Annotated in this window: 18 protein-coding genes and 1 riboswitch; of the genes, 7 read left to right on the top strand and 11 right to left on the bottom strand. The window is 44.0% G+C overall.

Annotated elements, in window-relative coordinates; genetic code table 11:
* Positions 1 to 10 precede the first annotated feature (10 nt).
* Positions 11 to 508 (bottom strand): bactofilin family protein, encoded by a 498-nt coding sequence (locus C3B73_RS06285; RefSeq protein ID WP_198597297.1) that lies wholly within the window; start codon positions 506 to 508, stop codon positions 11 to 13.
* 94 nt (positions 509 to 602) lie between these two features.
* On the opposite strand from C3B73_RS06285, the gene holA reads away from it, so the two are divergent.
* Genes holA through C3B73_RS06270 form a run of 3 tightly spaced genes read left to right on the top strand, consistent with a single transcriptional unit; the run spans position 603 to position 2,623 of the window.
* Positions 603 to 1,670, top strand: a complete 1,068-nt coding sequence (gene holA / locus C3B73_RS06280) for a DNA polymerase III subunit delta (protein WP_103664751.1) — start codon at positions 603 to 605, stop codon at positions 1,668 to 1,670.
* A 50-nt stretch (positions 1,671 to 1,720) separates the two neighbouring features.
* Positions 1,721 to 2,329, top strand: coding sequence for a sigma-70 family RNA polymerase sigma factor (locus C3B73_RS06275; RefSeq protein ID WP_103664750.1), 609 nt, complete (start codon positions 1,721 to 1,723; stop codon positions 2,327 to 2,329).
* 48 nt (positions 2,330 to 2,377) lie between these two features.
* On the top strand, positions 2,378 to 2,623 hold the full coding sequence (locus C3B73_RS06270) for a hypothetical protein (RefSeq protein ID WP_103664749.1): 246 nt from the start codon (positions 2,378 to 2,380) through the stop codon (positions 2,621 to 2,623).
* Here the strand turns inward: C3B73_RS06270 and C3B73_RS06265 are convergent.
* The 6 genes from C3B73_RS06265 to C3B73_RS06240 form a co-directional block, all read right to left on the bottom strand.
* Entirely contained in the window at positions 2,612 to 2,947 is a 336-nt protein-coding gene (locus C3B73_RS06265) for a hypothetical protein (RefSeq protein WP_103664748.1), read from the bottom strand. The genes C3B73_RS06270 and C3B73_RS06265 overlap by 12 nt on opposite strands.
* Entirely contained in the window at positions 2,944 to 3,570 is a 627-nt protein-coding gene (locus C3B73_RS06260) for a SatD family protein (RefSeq protein WP_232803044.1), read from the bottom strand. The genes C3B73_RS06265 and C3B73_RS06260 overlap by 4 nt, the downstream gene beginning before the upstream one ends.
* A gap of 197 nt (positions 3,571 to 3,767) precedes the next feature.
* A complete protein-coding gene (locus tag C3B73_RS06255; RefSeq protein WP_103664746.1) occupies positions 3,768 to 5,750 on the bottom strand; it encodes an alpha-ketoacid dehydrogenase subunit alpha/beta in 1,983 nt (660 codons plus the stop codon).
* Between the two features lie 25 nt (positions 5,751 to 5,775).
* A complete protein-coding gene (locus C3B73_RS06250) occupies positions 5,776 to 6,750 on the bottom strand; it encodes a deoxyhypusine synthase family protein (protein ID WP_103664745.1) in 975 nt (324 codons plus the stop codon).
* Positions 6,747 to 7,607, bottom strand: a complete 861-nt coding sequence (gene speB / locus C3B73_RS06245) for an agmatinase (RefSeq protein WP_103664744.1) — start codon at positions 7,605 to 7,607, stop codon at positions 6,747 to 6,749. Before speB ends, C3B73_RS06250 begins: the two co-directional genes overlap by 4 nt.
* Positions 7,600 to 9,006: a type III PLP-dependent enzyme domain-containing protein gene (locus tag C3B73_RS06240; RefSeq protein WP_103664743.1), complete on the bottom strand. Its 1,407-nt coding sequence runs from the start codon at positions 9,004 to 9,006 to the stop codon at positions 7,600 to 7,602. The genes speB and C3B73_RS06240 overlap by 8 nt, the downstream gene beginning before the upstream one ends.
* Positions 9,007 to 9,197: 191 nt before the next feature.
* On the opposite strand from C3B73_RS06240, the gene C3B73_RS06235 reads away from it, so the two are divergent.
* The 4 genes from C3B73_RS06235 (at position 9,198) to metF (ending at position 15,962) form a co-directional block, all read left to right on the top strand.
* Positions 9,198 to 10,859: a BamA/TamA family outer membrane protein gene (locus C3B73_RS06235; RefSeq protein ID WP_103664742.1), complete on the top strand. Its 1,662-nt coding sequence runs from the start codon at positions 9,198 to 9,200 to the stop codon at positions 10,857 to 10,859.
* A 203-nt stretch (positions 10,860 to 11,062) separates the two neighbouring features.
* Positions 11,063 to 11,182, top strand: a riboswitch (SAM riboswitch).
* A gap of 51 nt (positions 11,183 to 11,233) precedes the next feature.
* A complete protein-coding gene (locus C3B73_RS06230; protein WP_103664741.1) occupies positions 11,234 to 12,247 on the top strand; it encodes a homocysteine S-methyltransferase family protein in 1,014 nt (337 codons plus the stop codon).
* A 63-nt stretch (positions 12,248 to 12,310) separates the two neighbouring features.
* The gene (gene metH / locus C3B73_RS06225) at positions 12,311 to 14,998 is read left to right on the top strand and encodes a methionine synthase (protein ID WP_103664740.1); all 2,688 of its coding nucleotides are present in this window, start codon (positions 12,311 to 12,313) and stop codon (positions 14,996 to 14,998) included.
* Between the two features lie 7 nt (positions 14,999 to 15,005).
* Positions 15,006 to 15,962: a methylenetetrahydrofolate reductase [NAD(P)H] gene (metF, locus tag C3B73_RS06220; RefSeq protein WP_103664739.1), complete on the top strand. Its 957-nt coding sequence runs from the start codon at positions 15,006 to 15,008 to the stop codon at positions 15,960 to 15,962.
* Between the two features lie 9 nt (positions 15,963 to 15,971).
* Here the strand turns inward: metF and C3B73_RS06215 are convergent, their stop codons facing one another.
* The 4 genes from C3B73_RS06215 to C3B73_RS06200 are packed head-to-tail and all read right to left on the bottom strand — an operon-like array spanning position 15,972 to position 18,827.
* Positions 15,972 to 16,487: a hypothetical protein gene (locus tag C3B73_RS06215; protein WP_103664738.1), complete on the bottom strand. Its 516-nt coding sequence runs from the start codon at positions 16,485 to 16,487 to the stop codon at positions 15,972 to 15,974.
* A 3-nt stretch (positions 16,488 to 16,490) separates the two neighbouring features.
* The gene (locus C3B73_RS06210) at positions 16,491 to 16,859 is read right to left on the bottom strand and encodes a cupin domain-containing protein (RefSeq protein WP_103664737.1); all 369 of its coding nucleotides are present in this window, start codon (positions 16,857 to 16,859) and stop codon (positions 16,491 to 16,493) included.
* On the bottom strand, positions 16,846 to 17,811 hold the full coding sequence (locus C3B73_RS06205; RefSeq protein WP_103664736.1) for a phosphoribosylaminoimidazolesuccinocarboxamide synthase: 966 nt from the start codon (positions 17,809 to 17,811) through the stop codon (positions 16,846 to 16,848). Before C3B73_RS06205 ends, C3B73_RS06210 begins: the two co-directional genes overlap by 14 nt.
* Entirely contained in the window at positions 17,808 to 18,827 is a 1,020-nt protein-coding gene (locus C3B73_RS06200; protein ID WP_103664735.1) for a LacI family DNA-binding transcriptional regulator, read from the bottom strand. The genes C3B73_RS06205 and C3B73_RS06200 overlap by 4 nt, the downstream gene beginning before the upstream one ends.
* Between the last annotated feature and the right edge of the window lie 29 nt (positions 18,828 to 18,856).

Here is an 18,856-nt window from a genome sequence, read left to right as displayed (position 1 = left end):
GATCGGTTTTTTAGTTCTTGGAAAAGATCTTACCCGATCCGGATTTTTCGTCTTTTGATTTTTCCTTATCCGATGAATCGGATGAGGATGAAGAGGTAGTCTTAGAAGTTGGTGTGCTCGAAGTATCCTCGATAGATACATTAGGACCCACATGCAGAGATCCTTTGATCTGTGCACCATCCTCGATCGAGATCTTTTTAGTGTAGATCTTGCCTTCAATAACGGCTGTTGACTTCAGGGTCAGTTTATCCTTTACCCGTACATCACCGTTAACGGTACCGGCGATTTCAGCTTCCTGGGAATGAACCTTACCATTAATAATGCCAGAGTCATTGAGTATGAATTTCATTTTAGAATGAACCTCGCCTTCAATGGTGCCGGCAATTCTCAGGTCTTCATTACAGTTGATATCACCCGTAATTTTGGTCGGTTTATTTATAAACGAGATCGCAGGGGATTGGTTACTCACTTCAGTATTCACGTTGGTTGATTTTCTATTTAGTATCATACCAAGGCAAACTTCGTTCATCAGAAATTGTTCCACATAAATTCACCCGAATAAGACATTTCATTAAAACGAACATTCCTTATCTTAGCCACCGATGGCACGAAAACAGAACAGTAATCAGATCTATCAGACGGTACTGGGAGAAATAAATTCCGGTAAACTCAAGCCGGTGTATTTCCTATGCGGTGAGGAAGAGTTTTATCTGGATCAATTACTGGATCAGTTTTCTAAGGTTATACCTGCTGAGCAAAAAGATTTTAATTATGACCTTCTGTATGGTCAGGATATCACTCCGGCTAAAGCTCTTTCCATTGCCCGGAGTTTTCCTATGATGGCAGAAAAGCGGGTACTTATTATCCGAAATTTTCTGCAATTAGGTAAGGGTGGAGGTGATGAAAGCTCTCCGGGTGGTCACATCAACGATTTTGTAGATTATTTTGAAAATCCGAACCCAACTACGCTGCTCATTTTGTTTGATGATAAAAAGCCGGCAGGGAATACCAAAGTTGGTAAAACCTTAAAGAAGAATCAGAATTGCGGGTACTACGAATTCGAAAGGATGGCAGATTACCTGATCCCGGATTGGGTGATCGATTGGGTAAGAAGTCATCATTCCAAAAATATTGAACCTGCCGCGGCACAGCTTCTATCTCAGTTTGTAGGTAACAACCTGCAGTTACTGTCCACTGAAATAGATAAAGTGTGCACTTTTGTAGACACTTCTGATACGGTTACTGAAGCCGATGTTAAAAAAATAATAGGCTCATACCGCGAATTTACGGCCATAGAGCTTAAAGACGCCATCATTGCCCGGAATATGGAGCAGGCACTCTACATTTCGGAACAGATGTTGCAACACACTAAATCAGACACGGGAGAATTGATTCGTCTCGTGGGGTTCTTTACAAGTGTGTTTACCAATGTCTGGCAAATTTTACGACTCTCTGAAAAGGGGATTGCTAAGAATCAGATCCAGAGTGAAATGGGTATCGGCAGTAGCTGGTATTTCAATAAACTCTGGGATGATGCCTCAAACTTTCGTTATGCTGAAATGCCCCGGATATTTGAAGCTCTTTTGGATGCAGATCGCTCCATAAAGGGATTCAGCACACTAGACTCCACTTCGATCTTATTCTTCCTGGTTAAGCGAATTATCGGATAATCCGGTTCGCGATTACTTAGTTAATCGGAAAATAAAATTGGAGTTTAGTGATGGATGCATTTCAAGCTGTATCAGTAAAACAGTATAGCGATGAAGATCTAATGGAGTATTTCCAGAATGGAAAAGAGGCTGCTTTTACAGAATTAGTGAGTCGATATCAGGACCGGTTGCATAACTTCCTGTATCGTTACACACACAATCACCAGGACTGTGAAGATCTTGTTCAGGAAACCTTTCTCCGGGTCCATAAAAGCAAGCATTCATACGAGCGGATCGCGAAATTCTCTACCTGGATGTATACCATTGCCCTGAATCTGGCTAAAAGCCTGTACAAGAAAAAGCAGCGCATGTATAAGGTTTCGATCCACAAAGATGAATCTGATCCGGATGACAGAGAGATGCATATAGAAGACTCTAACATCCTTCAGGATGATGCCCTTCATGAAAAGCTTTGCATGGAACAGCTGGAAAAAGCTCTGATGGAACTCCCCGAAGATTTTCGCGAAGTTATTATTCTTAGAGACCTCCAACAGCTTTCCTACGAGGAGATATCTGAGATCACTGAAATTCCAATGGGGACTGTAAAATCCCGAATTAACCGCGGAAGAGCCCAAATTCAGGCGCTGATCGAGGATTACGTTCAGTTGGGAACAAAATAGTTTGACCGAACTAAAAGGGAGTGAAGCATAACTTAGCAAACTCCCTTTATGAAGAATTACTTAGATAAAGAATATCATCCTGTCATCGAGGATTACATTTCAGATTATTTGGAAGATCGCCTTGATACGGTAGAGAAAAATACGTTTGAAGAGGTATTGGTTCACGATGATGATCTGCGTGATCTGACATTTTCTGCGAAAGAAGGAAAGAAGCTGTTGGATCAGTATCGAGAGATCAAGGCCAGAGATGGGTTCATGGAAAGATTAAATGAACGAATTGCCTCACAAAATTAAAGCTCTTGTGATCACCACAAACAGAATGGCTGCTAACAGAGATATGAAATTCCCGATCAGGAAGTAATCATTCGAAACTTTATTATTCTTTTGAAAACGGGTGCCGATCTTCAATGCCCCAAAGGCTATGATCACGTGAGGGAAGCCCGTTAAAAGACCTGTGACAAGAAATAACCTTTCTAACACACCTTTAAATACTTCCCTTCTGCGTTGTACCTTGCTGTCGCTGCTATTTTTTAGCCATCTGATGATAAAATGAAATGCAAGATTGATGGATAACTCCATGATCGCATAGGAAATGATGAGTAGCCAGATCCAATTCATAAGTGTTCGGTGGAGGTTACTATTGATTCTTTGATCAAATTGTATTCATGAACCATAAGGGTTTTACGGCGTTTCCATATTTGATCCCTGTTCTTGCCATGCTTTTCGCCAACTTCAGCATTATTATCATTATTGATCATATCCAGGATCAACTGATAATCATCCATTTTCCATGAACGAATAATACTGTCCATGACTTCAAATAACCGGTTTAGCTGTTGGGTCAGAACGGTGTTATCCAATAGGAATTGAAATCGTTTTCTGTCTCTTTTCTTGCTACCCAATAATTCCCGTGCTTGTGTTAAACCGGGTCCCATCATTTCATAAGCGATCTCCGGATTGATCTCAGTCTCTATCTTACCATAATGAACCACATAATGGAGTTTGAAATTAAGATTTTGGCGTAAACACTCTTCCTCATAATAAAATAGGGTACGTATTGCGGTTAGCAACGAATTGGGTATTCCTTGAAATTCGTCACCCAGGGTTATGGTATAAGGGGAGAGAAGGTCGTCCCTCAAAGCGTTATTACAACTTTCTGTAATATTATCCAGTTGCTTTTGCAGGGTTTGTGAATCGTAATCCTTGCTCGAAACAACGTCACCCATTAATATGTAGTGCATATTTCCCATTTTGAGAGGTGCTTTTATGGATTATACAATAGTTTCAATTAAAATGAAACAAATATAAATGTTTCAATAATAATGAAGCAGATGGTTTGGTGGCACTTTCTCTGAAACGATGATAGCAGGAAGTTATCGGGTTATTCTGTGTTGGTAGGTTTACAGAAGGCCGATAATGAATCCGGATGAAGGACACATTAATACTTCAATAGCTTGTCAAGCTGTTCTTCAAGCTTGGAATCTGCCATAAAGCCATTTTCAAGATTCTTATCGTGGGGGATAGGGATATCCATTGACGCACACCGCATGACCGGTGCATCCAGCCACTCAAAGCACTCCTCAGATATGATCGCAGAGATCTCGCTAAGCGGACCTAAGGTCAGTGAAGGCTCTTGCAGCAATAATACTTTACCGGTTTTTTGGACGGTGTTTCGAATAGCTTCCTTATCCAAAGGCAGTAAGGTTCTGAGGTCTAAAACTTCAATAGAGATTCCTTTTTCGGCATATCTATCTGCGTACTGCAGGGCCCATTGCAGTCCCATTCCATAGGTGATAATAGTGGCGTCAGTTCCTTCCCGGCGAATTTTGGCTTTACCCAGAGGCTCGTAATTAGCTTTATCAGGAATCTGATCTTTCAGGCTCCTGTAGAGTTTTTTATGCTCAAAGAATAGTACCGGATTGGGGTCGTAGAGGGAACTGTAAAGTAAATTCATGGCATCCTCAACGGTACCCGGAACCACTACTTTAAGTCCCGGTATTTGCATGAACCAACCTTCCACAGATTGGGAATGAAAAGGTCCGGCTCCTACACCGCCTCCATGTGGGGCTCTTATGGTTATATTCAATGGTGGAGCCCATCGGTAATGTGACTTGGCTATATTATTTACGATCTGATTGAATCCACAGGATATGAAATCAGCGAACTGCATTTCAACCACTGGCTTGAATCCTTCAAGAGCCAAACCCATAGCAGCACCTAATGCACCGGATTCAATAATAGGAGTGTTTCGTACCCGGTCTTTTCCAAATTGACCCAGAAATCCTTCCGTGATCTTGAAGACGCCCCCGTACTCTGCAACATCCTGTCCCATGATCAGATAACTACTGTCTTCTTCAAATGCCTGACGTAAGGAGGCCTGAATGGCATCCACAAAACGGTGTTCGTAGGTCACTCCGTTTTTATGTTCCGGCAAGGTATCGGGTTCGGGTGCATATACCCTGTTTAATTCTCGTTCTTCATCAAAAACGGGATCGGCAGCTTTTAGGGCCTTATTCAGGTCTACTTTGAATGATGCATCGACTTCCCCGGTGATCTTCTCAAAATCTTCTGTTGTAAACAATCCTTCAGCTTCCAGATACTGTTCAAATCTATGGATCGGATCTTTTTCGGCCCAGTTTTCAAACAGTACATCAGGAACATAATGCGTACCGGATGCTTCCTCGTGACCTCTCATACGAAAGGTCTTAGCTTCGATCAGAACCGGTTCACCCTGTAATGCAAGTTCCCTTGCCTTGCCTACCGTTTCCATAACCTCAAAGATGTTATTTCCATCAATGTTAAAGCCATGCATTCCATACCCTTTGGCTCTGTCAGAGAGGTGCTCACAGGCATACTGTTCTGACGTAGGGGTTGAGAGCCCGTATCCGTTATTTTCTATGATAAACACCACAGGCAGTTTCCAAACAGCGGCCAGATTCAAGGCTTCGTGAAAATCACCTTCACTTGTGGCTCCATCTCCACAAAATGAGAAAGCCACACCGTTTTCCTGCTTCAGTTTCTTGGCAAGTGCAAGTCCGTCAGCTACCGGCATCATTGCGGCAAGGTGTGAGATCATGCCTATGATCTTTTGGTCTGGGATCCCAAAATGAAAGGATCGGTCTCTGCCTTCAGTGAATCCATCGGCTTTGCCAAATAACTGACAAAAAAGAGGGTAAAGGGGGACATTTCTTGAAGTAAACACCCCAAGATTCCGGTGCATCGGTAAGATATAATCTTCCGGTTCTGTGGAAAGTGTAACACCTACACCTACAGCTTCCTGACCAATGCCGGAAAACCATTTACTGATCTTATTCTGCCTCAGTAACATCAGCATACGTTCTTCTATACGCCGGGGTAATAGTAACTTTTTGTAGATGTAAAGTGCTGTCTCTTTGGAAATCTTCTTGTCGGTAATAGCCACGCCGGAATCAAATTTGTGTTAAGTTTTACCAGCCCAATAGGTAAGCAAAAATTAGCGGAGCCACAATAGTAGCATCTGATTCGATTATGAACTTTGGAGTGTCTATTCCCAGTTTACCCCAGGTAATTTTTTCGTTGGGCACAGCTCCTGAGTATGAACCGTAACTCGTGGTTGAATCACTGATCTGACAGAAGTAAGACCAAAGGGGAGTGTCTGTCATCCCAAGGTCCTGTTCCATCATCGGCACCACGCAGATCGGGAAATCACCGGCAATACCACCACCGATCTGAAAGAAACCGACCCCGTTCGATGAGTGGTTCTTGTACCAACCTGCCAGCATCATCATGTACTCAATGCCCGATTTAGTGGCAGATGGCGTCGTTCTTCCCTCAATGCAGTGGGAGGCAAAAAAGTTACCGCAGGTAGAATCTTCCCAACCGGGTACAATGATAGGGATATTCTTTTCAGCTGCTGCCAGTAGCCAAGAGTTCTTAGGGTCGATCTGATAATCATCCTTCAGGTCACCACTCAGTAAAAGATCATAAAAGTATTCATGTGGAAAATAACGCTCCCCATTTTCACTTGCTTTCACCCATCGTTTCACCAGGTGTTCCTCAATACGACGCATAGCCTCTTCTTCAGGAATACAAGTATCGGTTACGCGATTGAAGTGCTGGTCCAGAAGTTCCTGTTCATCCTCCGGACTCAGATCCCTGTAATTCGGAATTCGTTTATAATAATCGTGAGCTACCAGGTTGAAAACATCTTCCTCCAGATTTGCTCCCGTGCAGGTAATGATCTGAACTTTATCCTGCCGTATTATTTCGGCCAATGACAGTCCTAATTCTGCTGTACTCATGGCACCGGCCAGGGTGATCATCATCTTTGCACCGGAGTTTAGCTGATCTTCGTAAGCCTTTGCGGCATCTACAAGTGAGGCTGCGTTAAAATGTCTGTAATGATGGGTAATGAATTCTGAAACAGGTCCTTTTTTACTCATGAGTTCGCAAATTTATAGCTTAGCATTTTGTAGTATAATTTGGCAGCAAGAAATTGAGGGGCTTTGATATTTTCGATCGGGGCAAGCTCCACAATATCGAAACCGATCACATCTTTTTGGGTAAATACTTTTTTGAGATATCTGATCATGGTGTTCCAGTCCATTCCGCCGGGCTCAGGGGTTCCGGTGGCCGGCATAATAGAAGGATCGAAAACATCCAGATCCAGGGTGATGTAAACCTTGTCCGTCATTTTAGATATTGACTCCTGCATCCATTCAGTTTGGCCATACATGTGTTCTGCAAAAAAGCATTTCTCACGATCCAGATAGGGAAGTTCTCCGGAATCCATGCTTCTGATGCCGACCTGAATCAGGTTTGCATTTTGAGAGGCATCATACACCGCACAGGCATGATTGTAAGGGGAACCGTGAAAATCCGGCCGTAAGTCTGTGTGGGCATCCAGTTGGAGGATCGTCACGTCAGGGTGAGCCTCATAAAATGCCTTGATCACACCAATACTGATTGAATGTTCCCCGCCAAAAAAGGTCAGGAATTTATCGGTCTTTAGAAGTTCTTTTGTTTTACCGTAAACGGTTTCAAAAACAGCCTCAGGGGAGGAATCCTCGATGATAGGTTCCAAAATATGAACTCCCTGTTCATAAACCTCACTATCGGTTTCAATATCGTAGATCTCCATATTCTCGGAAGCATCCAGAAAAGCTTCAAAACCTTTATCAGCACCTTTGCCCCAGGTGCTTGTGCCGTCATAGGGGATGGATTGAAGAAGCACTTTGGCGTTCTCGTAATCGTTGTGATCCCCTTCAATTCCTACGTAAATGTAATTATTCTTAATCATTGTAACCCAATATGTTAAGCATGTTGTCAACGGTTTGTTCATCACGGTACACATAATCAAACAGGTTACCGTTTTCGTCTTTATCTACCACAATGTGTTTTGGTGATGGGATGAGGCAGTGTTTGATACCGCCATATCCGCTGATGGAATCCTGATAGGCTCCGGTATGGAAAAATCCTATGTACAGCGGTTCGTCTTCATCGTTTGAATAGGCCGGCAGCAATACCTGCTGGTTGAGTTCTTCTGAATTATAGTAATCAGAATGGTCGCAACTGATCCCTCCAATATTGACCCGTTTATAGGGATTCTCCCATTTATTGAGTGGAAGAAGTATGAATTTTTCATTGATCGACCAGGCATCGGGAATGGTATTCATCAGGCTGTTATCAACCAGGTACCATAATTCTGTGTCATTTTGCTGCTTTTGTTCCAGTACCTGAAAGATCACCGCGCCGCTTTCACCCACGGTGTATTTACCAAACTCGGTGTAAATGTCAGGTTCCTCAACATTCGCATCCTGGCATGCTTCCTGAATGTTTCGAACAATTTCTCCGGTGATGTATTCATAATCAAAATCGAAACTCAGACTGTTCTGAATCGGAAAGCCGCCGCCAATATTAAGAGCCTTCACTGAAGGTACCAGCTGTTTGATCCGGGTGAATTGGTTCAGCGCCTTTTTGAACTCATTCCAGTAATACATGCTGTCATTGATACCGGAGTCCACGAAAAAATGAACCATGACCAATTCCACATTGTCATTATCCACGATCTTTTCTTTCACGAAATCAATGATCTCCCGTTTGTTGATACCAAGTCGGGAAGTATAATAGGACGCCTGAGGATCCTCTTCGATGGATATCCGTAACCCGATCTTGACCGGATGGTCGGTTTCCAATTCAGATAGCTTATCCAATTCGCGTGCATTATCCAGCACTGAAATGGAGTTTTTAAACCCTGCATTGATCAACCGGCCGATCTTCTTGATGTAATCATCCGTTTTATAACCGTTGTGCACAATGGTTTTGTCTGTGTTGAAGACGCCTTTGTGATATAGATTCTCGATCAGGTCGATGTCAAAAGAGGAGGAAGTTTCCAGGGAAACGTTTTCCTTGAGGGCGGTGCGTACAACGTGATTGAAGTGACAGCATTTGGTGCAATAACAAAACTCGTACTTGCCGGAGTAGTTATTCTCCTCAATGGCTTTATTGAACCACTGCCTTGCCTGCCCGATCCTCTCCCTGATCTTGGGCAAATAGGAAACCTTGAAAGGGGTTCCGTATTTTTTGATCAGTTTGTGGAGGTCTACATTGTTAAAATGCAGGGTGCCATCAACCAGTTCAAAGCCGTTTTGCGGAAAATGGTAGGTCTGGTCAATGAGGTCAAAATAATTATTCTTCATCAGGCAGGTACAGGTCGTAAGTAATTAATGGGATAACGGGGTCAAAAGAATACAAATATACGAGTTAATTGCAATGGATTAACTATGAGTTGAAGTTTTTTTATAAACGATCGTTCCGGAACTCAGGCTTTATGAAATTAGACATTCTCTTTCCATCTGCACTAAAGCTAAAAACAATGTAGATTTGATCCATGGTTAGTAAAACAGTCGGTGTAATTTTATGGATGATGCTATTCCCTGCAGGCTTTGTTTATGCTCAGGAGGTTAATTTTCGGGTTTATGAAGGAACCTCAGAGATCTCAATTCCCGATTCGGTTCAGCAAAAATTATCCGATAAAACAATAAGCCCCGAGATTCATTTATTGCAATGGTTTTCAGCTGAAGGTTACCTGAAAGCCAGGATAGATTCCATCACTCAAAACAGTGCTTTAGTCACCCGAAATTGTGCATTTGATCTTAAGGACCTGAGATGGCAGTACTCAGGGGCCAGAGACTCAGTGATCGTTCAAAATATTCAGCGGCCATATTCGCAGAAACTAATGCAGCAGATCATTGGATCCCATTTAATTGAATTGGCAGATAAAGGCTTTCCCTTTTCAAAAGCTGAGATCATACAAGTCAACCCTCAGTACGATGAATGCGCTGTTTCTGTGGAGGTAAATGTAGAAACAGGGATCAGGGCAACTTCAACGGATATTTTTTTTACAGGTCTCACGACTAACTCGAGGGAGTATGTTAAAAAGGTTTCGAGGTTTCAGGAAGGGCAGGTTATCACCCCGCATTACCTGCGTTTTATTCGCTCTAACCTGTTTGCAAGTGGGCTATTTAATTTTGCAGGGGAGGGACAGATCCTGTTACGGGATGGGCAGCCCGTGGTCGTGTTTGAGGTTCAGGAACGCTCTATGAATCAATTTGATGGATTACTCGGGTATGTGCCGGATGTGAATGGCAACGGGCAAATAGTGGGTGATGTGGAACTGGGTTTATGGAATGTATTAGCTGAAGGGAATGGACTGAATTTTCAATATCAGCGGCTGAAGCCGGAAACAAGTGAACTGGATGTAAGTGTGTCTCAGGACTGGCTCGGAGATATCCCCATAGGGTTGACAGCAGGATTCGGGTTTTATCAGAACGACACCACCTACCAATCACGACAGTTTGAATTTGGAGGCAGTTATAGGCTTTCAGGAGGGTTAAGGCTCATCGGTGGCATCGAATTGCAGTCTTCCATATCAGGAACCAATATTCCGGTTATTGTGGAACCTGATGGCAATAAACGAACAGGTCGGCTTGGTTTTGAGTACTCTAATTTAGACCGGTATGATGTGCCAACCTCAGGACATGCTTTGTCATTAAGCTACGGGATTTCAAGAAAGGACCTAAACGATGATTCGGTCGAGGTATTTGTACAAAACAGCTTAGATCTTGAAGTCAGGCAGTACATTCCGGTTATGGATCGGAGCGTGATCGCTCTTTCCATGCAGGGTTATTTTCTGGAAGCAGACCGGGTAACCTTGAACGATCTGTTTCGTTTTGGCGGAGCCAATTCCTTTCGGGGTTATGGGGAAGAACAATTCAGAGCCGGTCAGCTGCTTTGGGGCGATATGGAATATCAGTTTCTGATCGACAGAGAATCCTATCTGTTTGCCTTTGGAGCCTACGGTGCGTACCACCGGCCGCAGTTAATCACTGAAACTAACAATAACTTAAAAGTAACCAAGTCGCTGTACTCCATAGGATTTGGACTGAGTTATCAGACCCGGATCGGCCGTCTGAAGTTTACCTACGCCATCTCCCCGGAAGAAAGTTTAGCCAACGGAAAGGTACATTTCGGGATCAGGACGGAGTTATGATATTAAACGTTTGACACAGATAAATCTGTTTGCCCCATGTTGGAATATCCAATAACCAACCTACCTCGTCGGCAAGCAAACAAGGAATCATTGATATCCAAGTTTAGGTTATGGATATAGTCGATTGAATCTTCATGATCAGATACGGTTCTCTTGTTGCTCTGCGTGTTAACATGCTTTATATTCCACATGAATTTATTGAATGCTTATAGAGAAAGACTGAGGGATGGGCCCGATGACGTCTTGGCAACCACTTCTGCAACAGGAGGCAGGTGCCAAATCCCACTCTTCATATAAAAATTATGTGAAGGGAAAGATAAGCGAGCTGATCACTCTCCAACTCTTTCTGTATAAGCCAATCTAACTGAGAAAGAGTGAATTTAGAACACGCATTACAAGAAAGAATACTGATCCTTGACGGCGCCATGGGTACGATGATCCAGCGTTATAAACTAAAGGAAGCCGATTTTCGTGGTGAACGCTTCAAAGATCACCCGGATGATCTGCAAGGGAACAATGACCTGCTGAGTCTCACAAGACCGGATATTATCAAAGCCATTCATGAAGAATACCTGGAGGCCGGGGCAGACCTGGTGGAAACCAACACTTTTAGCGGGACCAGTGTGGCACAGGCGGATTATGGACTGGAATCGGTCGTATATGAACTGAACAAACGATCAGCAGAGATTGCTAAAGAAGCGACTACAAAATACACGAAGAAGAATCCCGATAGGCCAAGATTTGTGATCGGATCCATGGGACCGACTAACAAAACGGCCTCAATTTCGCCGGAGGTTACCGATCCGGCATTCCGGGCAATTACCTTTGATGAGCTGGCAGCAGCTTATAAAGAACAGGCTCGGGGACTTATGGATGGTGGAGCAGATGCGTTACTGGTTGAAACCATATTCGATACCCTCAATGCAAAAGCCGCCCTGTTCGCCATTCAGGAACTGTTTGAAGAACGAGGAGAGAAAATCCCTATCCTGGTTTCAGGAACTATTACAGATGCATCCGGACGAACTTTGTCCGGACAAACGGTAGAAGCCTTTCTGATCTCTGTGTCACATGCCCCTATACTGAGTGTGGGTTTCAATTGTGCATTGGGAGCCAGGCAACTCAAGCCTTACTTAAAGAACCTTTCAGATAGATCCCCATTTTATATCAGTGCCTATCCCAATGCCGGCTTGCCTAACGAATTTGGTGAATATGATGAGGGGCCTGATGAAATGGGTGGGCAGGTGAAAGAATATCTGGAAGATGGTTTAGTAAATATTCTCGGTGGATGTTGTGGAACCACACCTGATCACATAAAAAGAATGGCCGAAATGGCGCAGCATTACAAACCCCGAAAAGTTAAAAGAACGGAAGGAGTGCTCGTTAGATGATTCATTTCAATGTGGGAAATACTAAAACTCCATGTACCTCTGTAAACTCTGTAGTTAATTAATATGAAGACACTACCTCTCACGCTCAGCGGACTTGAACCTCTTATCATCACTGAAGACTCCAATTTTGTAAATGTTGGGGAGCGAACCAATGTAACCGGTTCAAAGAGATTTCTGAACACCATAAAGAACAAAGACTACGATCAGGCACTGAAGATCGCCCTGGATCAGGTGCAGGGTGGTGCTCAGATCCTGGATGTGAATATGGATGAAGGAATGCTTGATAGTGCACAAGAGATGACGCACTTTCTCAATCTGATCGCTTCAGAGCCGGATATCGCAAAGATCCCGATCATGATCGATTCTTCGAAATGGGAAGTGATACTGGCCGGACTCAAATGCCTTCAGGGCAAAGGTGTCGTCAATTCCATAAGCTTGAAGGATGGGGAAGAAGAGTTTCTAAGGCGAGCTAAGACCGTTCGTCGTTTTGGAGCCGCAGTGATCTGCATGGCTTTTGATGAAGATGGTCAGGCCGATACCCTGAATAGGCGAAAAGAGATCTGTGGGAGAGCATATAAGCTGTTGACCAAAGAAGCAGGATTTCATCCCTCAGACATTATTCTTGATCCCAATATCTTCCCGGTAGCCACAGGTATGGAAGAACATCGCCGTAATGCCCTTGATTTCTTTAAGGCAGCCAGGTGGATCCGTGAGAACCTGCCCGGAGCTCATGTGATCGGTGGGGTGAGTAACGTCTCATTTTCATTTCGAGGCAATAATCGCGTTCGGGAAGCCATTCACTCTGCTTTTCTGTATCACGCCATAGAACACGGTATGGACATGGGCATCGTGAATCCGACTCAGCTCGAGGTGTACGATGATATTCCGGAAGAACTTCTGACGAGAGTGGAAGATGTCCTATTCGATCGCAGGGAGGATGCCACGGAGAGATTACTTGAACTGGCGGAAGAGTATAAAGGGGAAAGTTCGGCTTCCAAAGATAGAACAGATCTCGAATGGCGATCGAGAACAGTGGAGGAACGCATTAAGCATTCTCTGGTGAAGGGTATCAATGAATTTGTGGAAGAGGATGCAGAAGAAGCCCGGCAAAAGTATGGGAGTCCGCTGCAAGTTATCGAAGGTCCGCTCATGGACGGGATGAATGTGGTGGGTGATCTTTTTGGGTCAGGAAAGATGTTTCTGCCCCAGGTGGTAAAAAGTGCCCGCGTCATGAAGCAGGCTGTAGCCTATCTGACACCCTATCTCGAGCAGGAAAAAGCCGATAACCTGGATACATCTGAACAGCCTAAAGTTCTCCTTGCTACCGTTAAAGGGGATGTGCACGACATCGGCAAGAATATTGTGAGTGTGGTTTTGGCTTGTAATAACTATCAGGTGGTTGATCTTGGGGTGATGGTCCCTGCAGATAAGATCCTTGACGAAGCCGAAAAGCATAAAGTGGATGCCATAGGATTGAGCGGGTTGATCACGCCTTCACTGGATGAAATGATCTACGTGGCTCGCGAAATGAAGAAACGTAAGATGGAACTGCCTCTGTTGATCGGAGGAGCCACAACTTCACGCCTGCATACTGCGGTCAAGATCGATCCGGAATACGAAGGCTCTATAATCCATGTATTGGATGCCTCAAGAGCTGTAACCATGGCTGGCGATGTGATCAACCCCAAGAAGAAAGAAGGGATCAGGAAACAGATCAAACAGGAATATGTGGACCTAAGGGAGCAGCATGAATCCCGACAAACGGCCAAAAAACTGATCACTTTCGAAGAAGCCAGGGCTAATAAGATCAGCATAGACTGGGATGATTATGAACCGGTTCAGCCCTCATTTCTTGGAAATAAAGTATTTGATGATTACCCGATATCAGAGTTGCGGAATTACATAGATTGGTCGCCGTTTTTCAGAACCTGGATGCTCACCGGAAAGTACCCCGATATCCTGAATGATGAAGAAGTCGGGGAGCAGGCAACAGCGCTTTTTCATGATGCTCAATCTCTGATAGATCGTATTATCAAGGGTAATCTACTGAAAGCGAAGGGAGTGATAGGTTTCTACCCGGCAATGTCTTACGGCGATGATATCAGGTTAATTACTGATGATATCGAAAATGCTCCAGACATAACCTTTCACTTTCTAAGGCAGCAAAATCAGAAAAGAAGAGGGCAACCCAATTCATCATTAGCCGATTTCATTGCACCTCATGATTCCGGAATAAAGGATCACATGGGTTTCTTTGCGGTAACGGCCGGGATCGGTATTGAAGAGTTGATCAAAGAATTTGAAGCAAAACACGATGATTATAACATCATTCTTGTGAAAGCGGTGGCTGACCGCCTGGCTGAAGCTTTTGCTGAACGAATGCACGAACGTGTTCGCAAGGAGTTCTGGGGGTATTCGAATGAAGAAACCTTCACAAATGAAGACCTCATTGCAGAAAAGTATTCAGGCATACGTCCTGCACCGGGCTACCCGGCCTGTCCGGATCATACCGAAAAAAGAACGCTGTTCGACCTGCTTAATGTGGAAGACGAAGTTCAGATCGAACTGACGGAATCATTCGCTATGTACCCGGCTTCGTCGGTTAGTGGATTCTATTTCTCACATCCTCAATCCCGGTATTTCAGGGTAGGAGGGATCGGTGAAGATCAGGTTGCCGATTACGCAAAACGAAAATCCGTTTCAAAAGAGGAAGTCGAAAAGTGGCTTTCATCAATTATCGACTATCAATAAACGTCACATGAAAGTTACTGAACACATACAAAAAGCTAACGGTAACACCTTATTCTCTTTCGAAGTGTTACCCCCACTCAAGGGACAAAATATCCGTTCCTTATTCGATCACATGGATCCACTCATGGAATTCAAGCCACCGTTTGTGGATGTTACCTACCACCGGGAGGAGTATGTGTATAAGAAGCGGGGAAATGGTCTTTTAGAGCGAAAAACCGTACGTAAACGTCCCGGTACCGTAGGTATCTGTGCGGCGATACAAAATCATTATAAAGTGGATGCGGTGCCTCACATCATTTGTGGTGGATTCACCAAAGAGGATACCGAAAATGCGCTGATTGACCTTAATTTTCTTGGTATTGATAATGTACTTCTCATTCAGGGAGATACCCGAAAGCCGGAGCGGGAATTTGTACCTGAACCCGATGGTCATGCTTATGCATCTGAGCTTATTGAACAAGTGGTAGACCTGAATAAAGGGGTTTACCTGGATGAGGAATTGGAGAATGCTCAGCCTTCCGACTTTTGTATAGGAGTGGCCGGTTATCCGGAGAAGCATTTTGCGGCTCCCAACATGCAAACCGATCTCAAATACCTGAAGCTTAAGCAAGAAAAGGGAGCTGATTACATCGTCACGCAGATGTTCTTCGACAATAAGAGCTATTTTAATTTTGTGGATAGATGCAGAGAAAATGGTATCACATTGCCGATCATTCCGGGTTTGAAACCGATCACATCTATCAAACAGCTGACGATACTTCCACAGCTGTTTCACGTTGATCTGCCTATGGAGCTGACAGCTGAACTCGAAGCATGCAATAACAACGAAGAGGTTCGTCAGGTAGGGATCGAGTGGACCATTTCACAATCAAAGGAACTCATGCAGTATGGCGTGCCAAGTCTTCATTATTACTCAATGGGGAAATCGGCTTCGGTCTATGAAGTGGCAAAAGCGTTGTTTTGATAATGGGAATCAGTAATGATCGATCTCTTTTTCGAGGCAGCGTTCCAGAAATCGGTGTAGATTGGTCATTTGCTTGTGCCCCAGGCGCTGACCAAAATAGGCCACCAGATACAGGCTCAGAAAAACAAGCAAAAGAACAGGAACGAGCCATAAGAGTGTTGCCGGCTTACCCAGCGACCAATACGAAAGACCGATCATGGATATGATCATGATGGCAAAGCCAATGGCTGCATAGAAAAAGACAAACATGGTCCATACTGAAGGTTTGGGGCCATATAACCCACGAATGCATGTTTTTTCTTCCTCATCATCTGTATCAAGGGTGATGGTGAGTTGTGGCGACCAAAAATGCTGTTCCTCTTCAGGTGGACAAATAGTAGCATATCCCTTAGTCGATTCCCCGCTGCAAAGCCTGCCTTCATCCCTGAGCTGCTGTCGAATTCGCCGGTTCACTTCCTCAGGGGTCAAAGGGGTTTCGATGTAGATCCTGGGTCTGATGCGTTTGAATTCAATTGGCTCACTCATGGGTCAGATCCAGCTTTGGTCCTCTATAGCCACTGTTTTTTTAGTTTTAGCTGAACCGGTGTGTAAGGTATGCTTCGGTTCAACCAGCATAACCCAGCACTCCTCTTCGGCTAAGGGTAAATGATCAACTCCGGCCGGAACAATGTACATGTCGCCCTCATTTAGCAGAACATCTTCTCTGTCTCTGAATTTAAGAAGGAGAGTACCTTTGACGATGTAAAACAATTCATCCTCATTTTCATGATCATGCCAGATGAATTCACCTTTAAGCTTGGCAAGCTTCACATACTGATCATTAAGTTCACCTACGATCTTGGGTGTCCAATACTCATCAAAGAGTTGAAATTTTTCTTTCAGGTTAGCTTTGAGCATCCGAGAATATTGTCTTTAGTTTTGTATTCAGATCTGTTTCAAGCTGAGGCTTAAAAGGATCTCCGGTGAGCATTTCGAACAATTCGGCATAGCGTTCAAACACCTGCATTCTGAATTCATCGGGGAGATCCGGTAGTACCTGTCCATCCAGTCCCTGAAAATCATGCTCCATCAGCCATTCTCTAAGAAATTCTTTGGATAATTGCTTTTGTTGCTCTCCCTTTGCCTGACGCTCTTCATACCCATCCAGATAAAAATATCGGGATGAATCCGTGGTATGCACCTCATCGATCAGAGTCAGCTCACCCTCATACACTCCAAATTCATACTTGGTATCCACAAGGATCAATCCCTGTTCGGCAGCAACCTTAGTTCCGCGTTCAAAAAGTTTAAAGGCTTTATCCCTGATCTCACTCCAGAGCTCAGAAGATACAATTTCCCGGTTCAGGATCTCTTTTTCCGAGATATCCTCATCATGACCTTCCTGAGCTTTAGTGGCAGGCGTCAGGATGGGTTCGGGAAATTTATCATGCTCTTTAAGGCCTTCAGGCATCTCAACTCCGCATAGCATGCGTTCACCTGAACGGTACACACGCCAGGCATGTCCGGTAAGGTAACCGCGCATGACAACTTCGATAGGGATAGTGTTACATTTTTTGGCAATAGTGACATTTGGGTGAGGGATATCAATGATATGTGTAGCCACGATATCCTTCACTTTATCGAACGAAAAAGCGGCCAGCTGGTTCAGAATTTGGCCCTTAAACGGAATGGCCTGCTTCATGATATGATCGAAGGCAGAAATGCGGTCTGTAACAACAATGCCGAGTTTATCGGAATCCAACTCATATACATCCCGAACCTTACCTTTATAAGGTTCCTTGAAATCGGGGACCTTGGTATCGGTGATGCAGTGGTTTAATGCCTCTTCAGCTGAAAAATCTAAATTCACTTCTTGTTCTTATTTTCGGTTGAGCCTCTTTGAATTAACACAGGGTTGATTGTGGTCTGATAGACTTCTTCATCCGGATTCTTAATGATCTGAGCAAGTCTTTTGGTAGCTTCCACACCAATGGTGTACATCTTTTGGTCTATGGTGGTCAGATCCAGGTACTTGGTCAGTTTGATGTTATCATAACCCATGATCGCAATATCATCCGGTACCTTCATGCCCAGTTTTGACAGGGCGTATAAGGCACCAACGGCCTGTGTGTCGTTTGAGCAGAATATAGCATCCGGAAAATCCCCTTGTTTATCAAATTTGTAAATTGCTTCAAAACCGGCTTCTTCTGTAAAGCCCCCGTGTTTGGTCGTGTCGCCGGTTTTAAAAAGGGATTCATCAATGGGCATCTTATAATTTTTAAGGGCATCCTTGAAGCCACGTAATCTTTCCTTGGAAGTCTTGGAGGTTACGATACTTTGGATCATACCAATTCTTTCAAAACCCTGCTTAACCAGATGCTCACCGGCCATGTAGCCACCCTGATAATCATTAAGCATAAAGTAGTTGTAGGCAGGGTGAGAGGAATTCACAAGTACGGCGGGAGTATGGGTAGCCTTTAGCCGTTGGTGAACGTCATCACTAATATCGATTGAAAGCAGGATTACGGCATCGGCGGTGCCACGGTCAAAGAAGTTCTGCACACCTTCCTCGGGATTCTTTGAACCGGTGTTATACAATATGATATCAAGGTCCATTTTTTTGATCTCATCTTTCACACCTTTCAAAACCTCATTGAAATAAGGGGTAGTGAAGGAGGGAACCGCAATGGCCAGCATCTGAGGCTGCTTACTGGCAAGTTTCCGGGCACTAACCTGAGGACGGAAATTCAGCTCCTTGATCGCTTTTTCCACTTTATTTTTTGTGGCTTCAGATACGTTCTCTGAACCATTCAGCACCCTCGATACGGTAGATATGGCAACCTCAGCTTTTTTGGCTACCTCATATATTGTTACTTTTTTATTCATTATACCTTAAAAATTTAATAGGAATTTAA

This window comes from Gracilimonas amylolytica, from assembly GCF_002911695.1.
Classification (GTDB): domain Bacteria; phylum Bacteroidota; class Rhodothermia; order Balneolales; family Balneolaceae; genus Gracilimonas; species Gracilimonas amylolytica.
The sequence above is the reverse complement of the archived record's forward strand: the minus strand, read 5'-3'. Positions and strand labels throughout refer to the sequence as shown.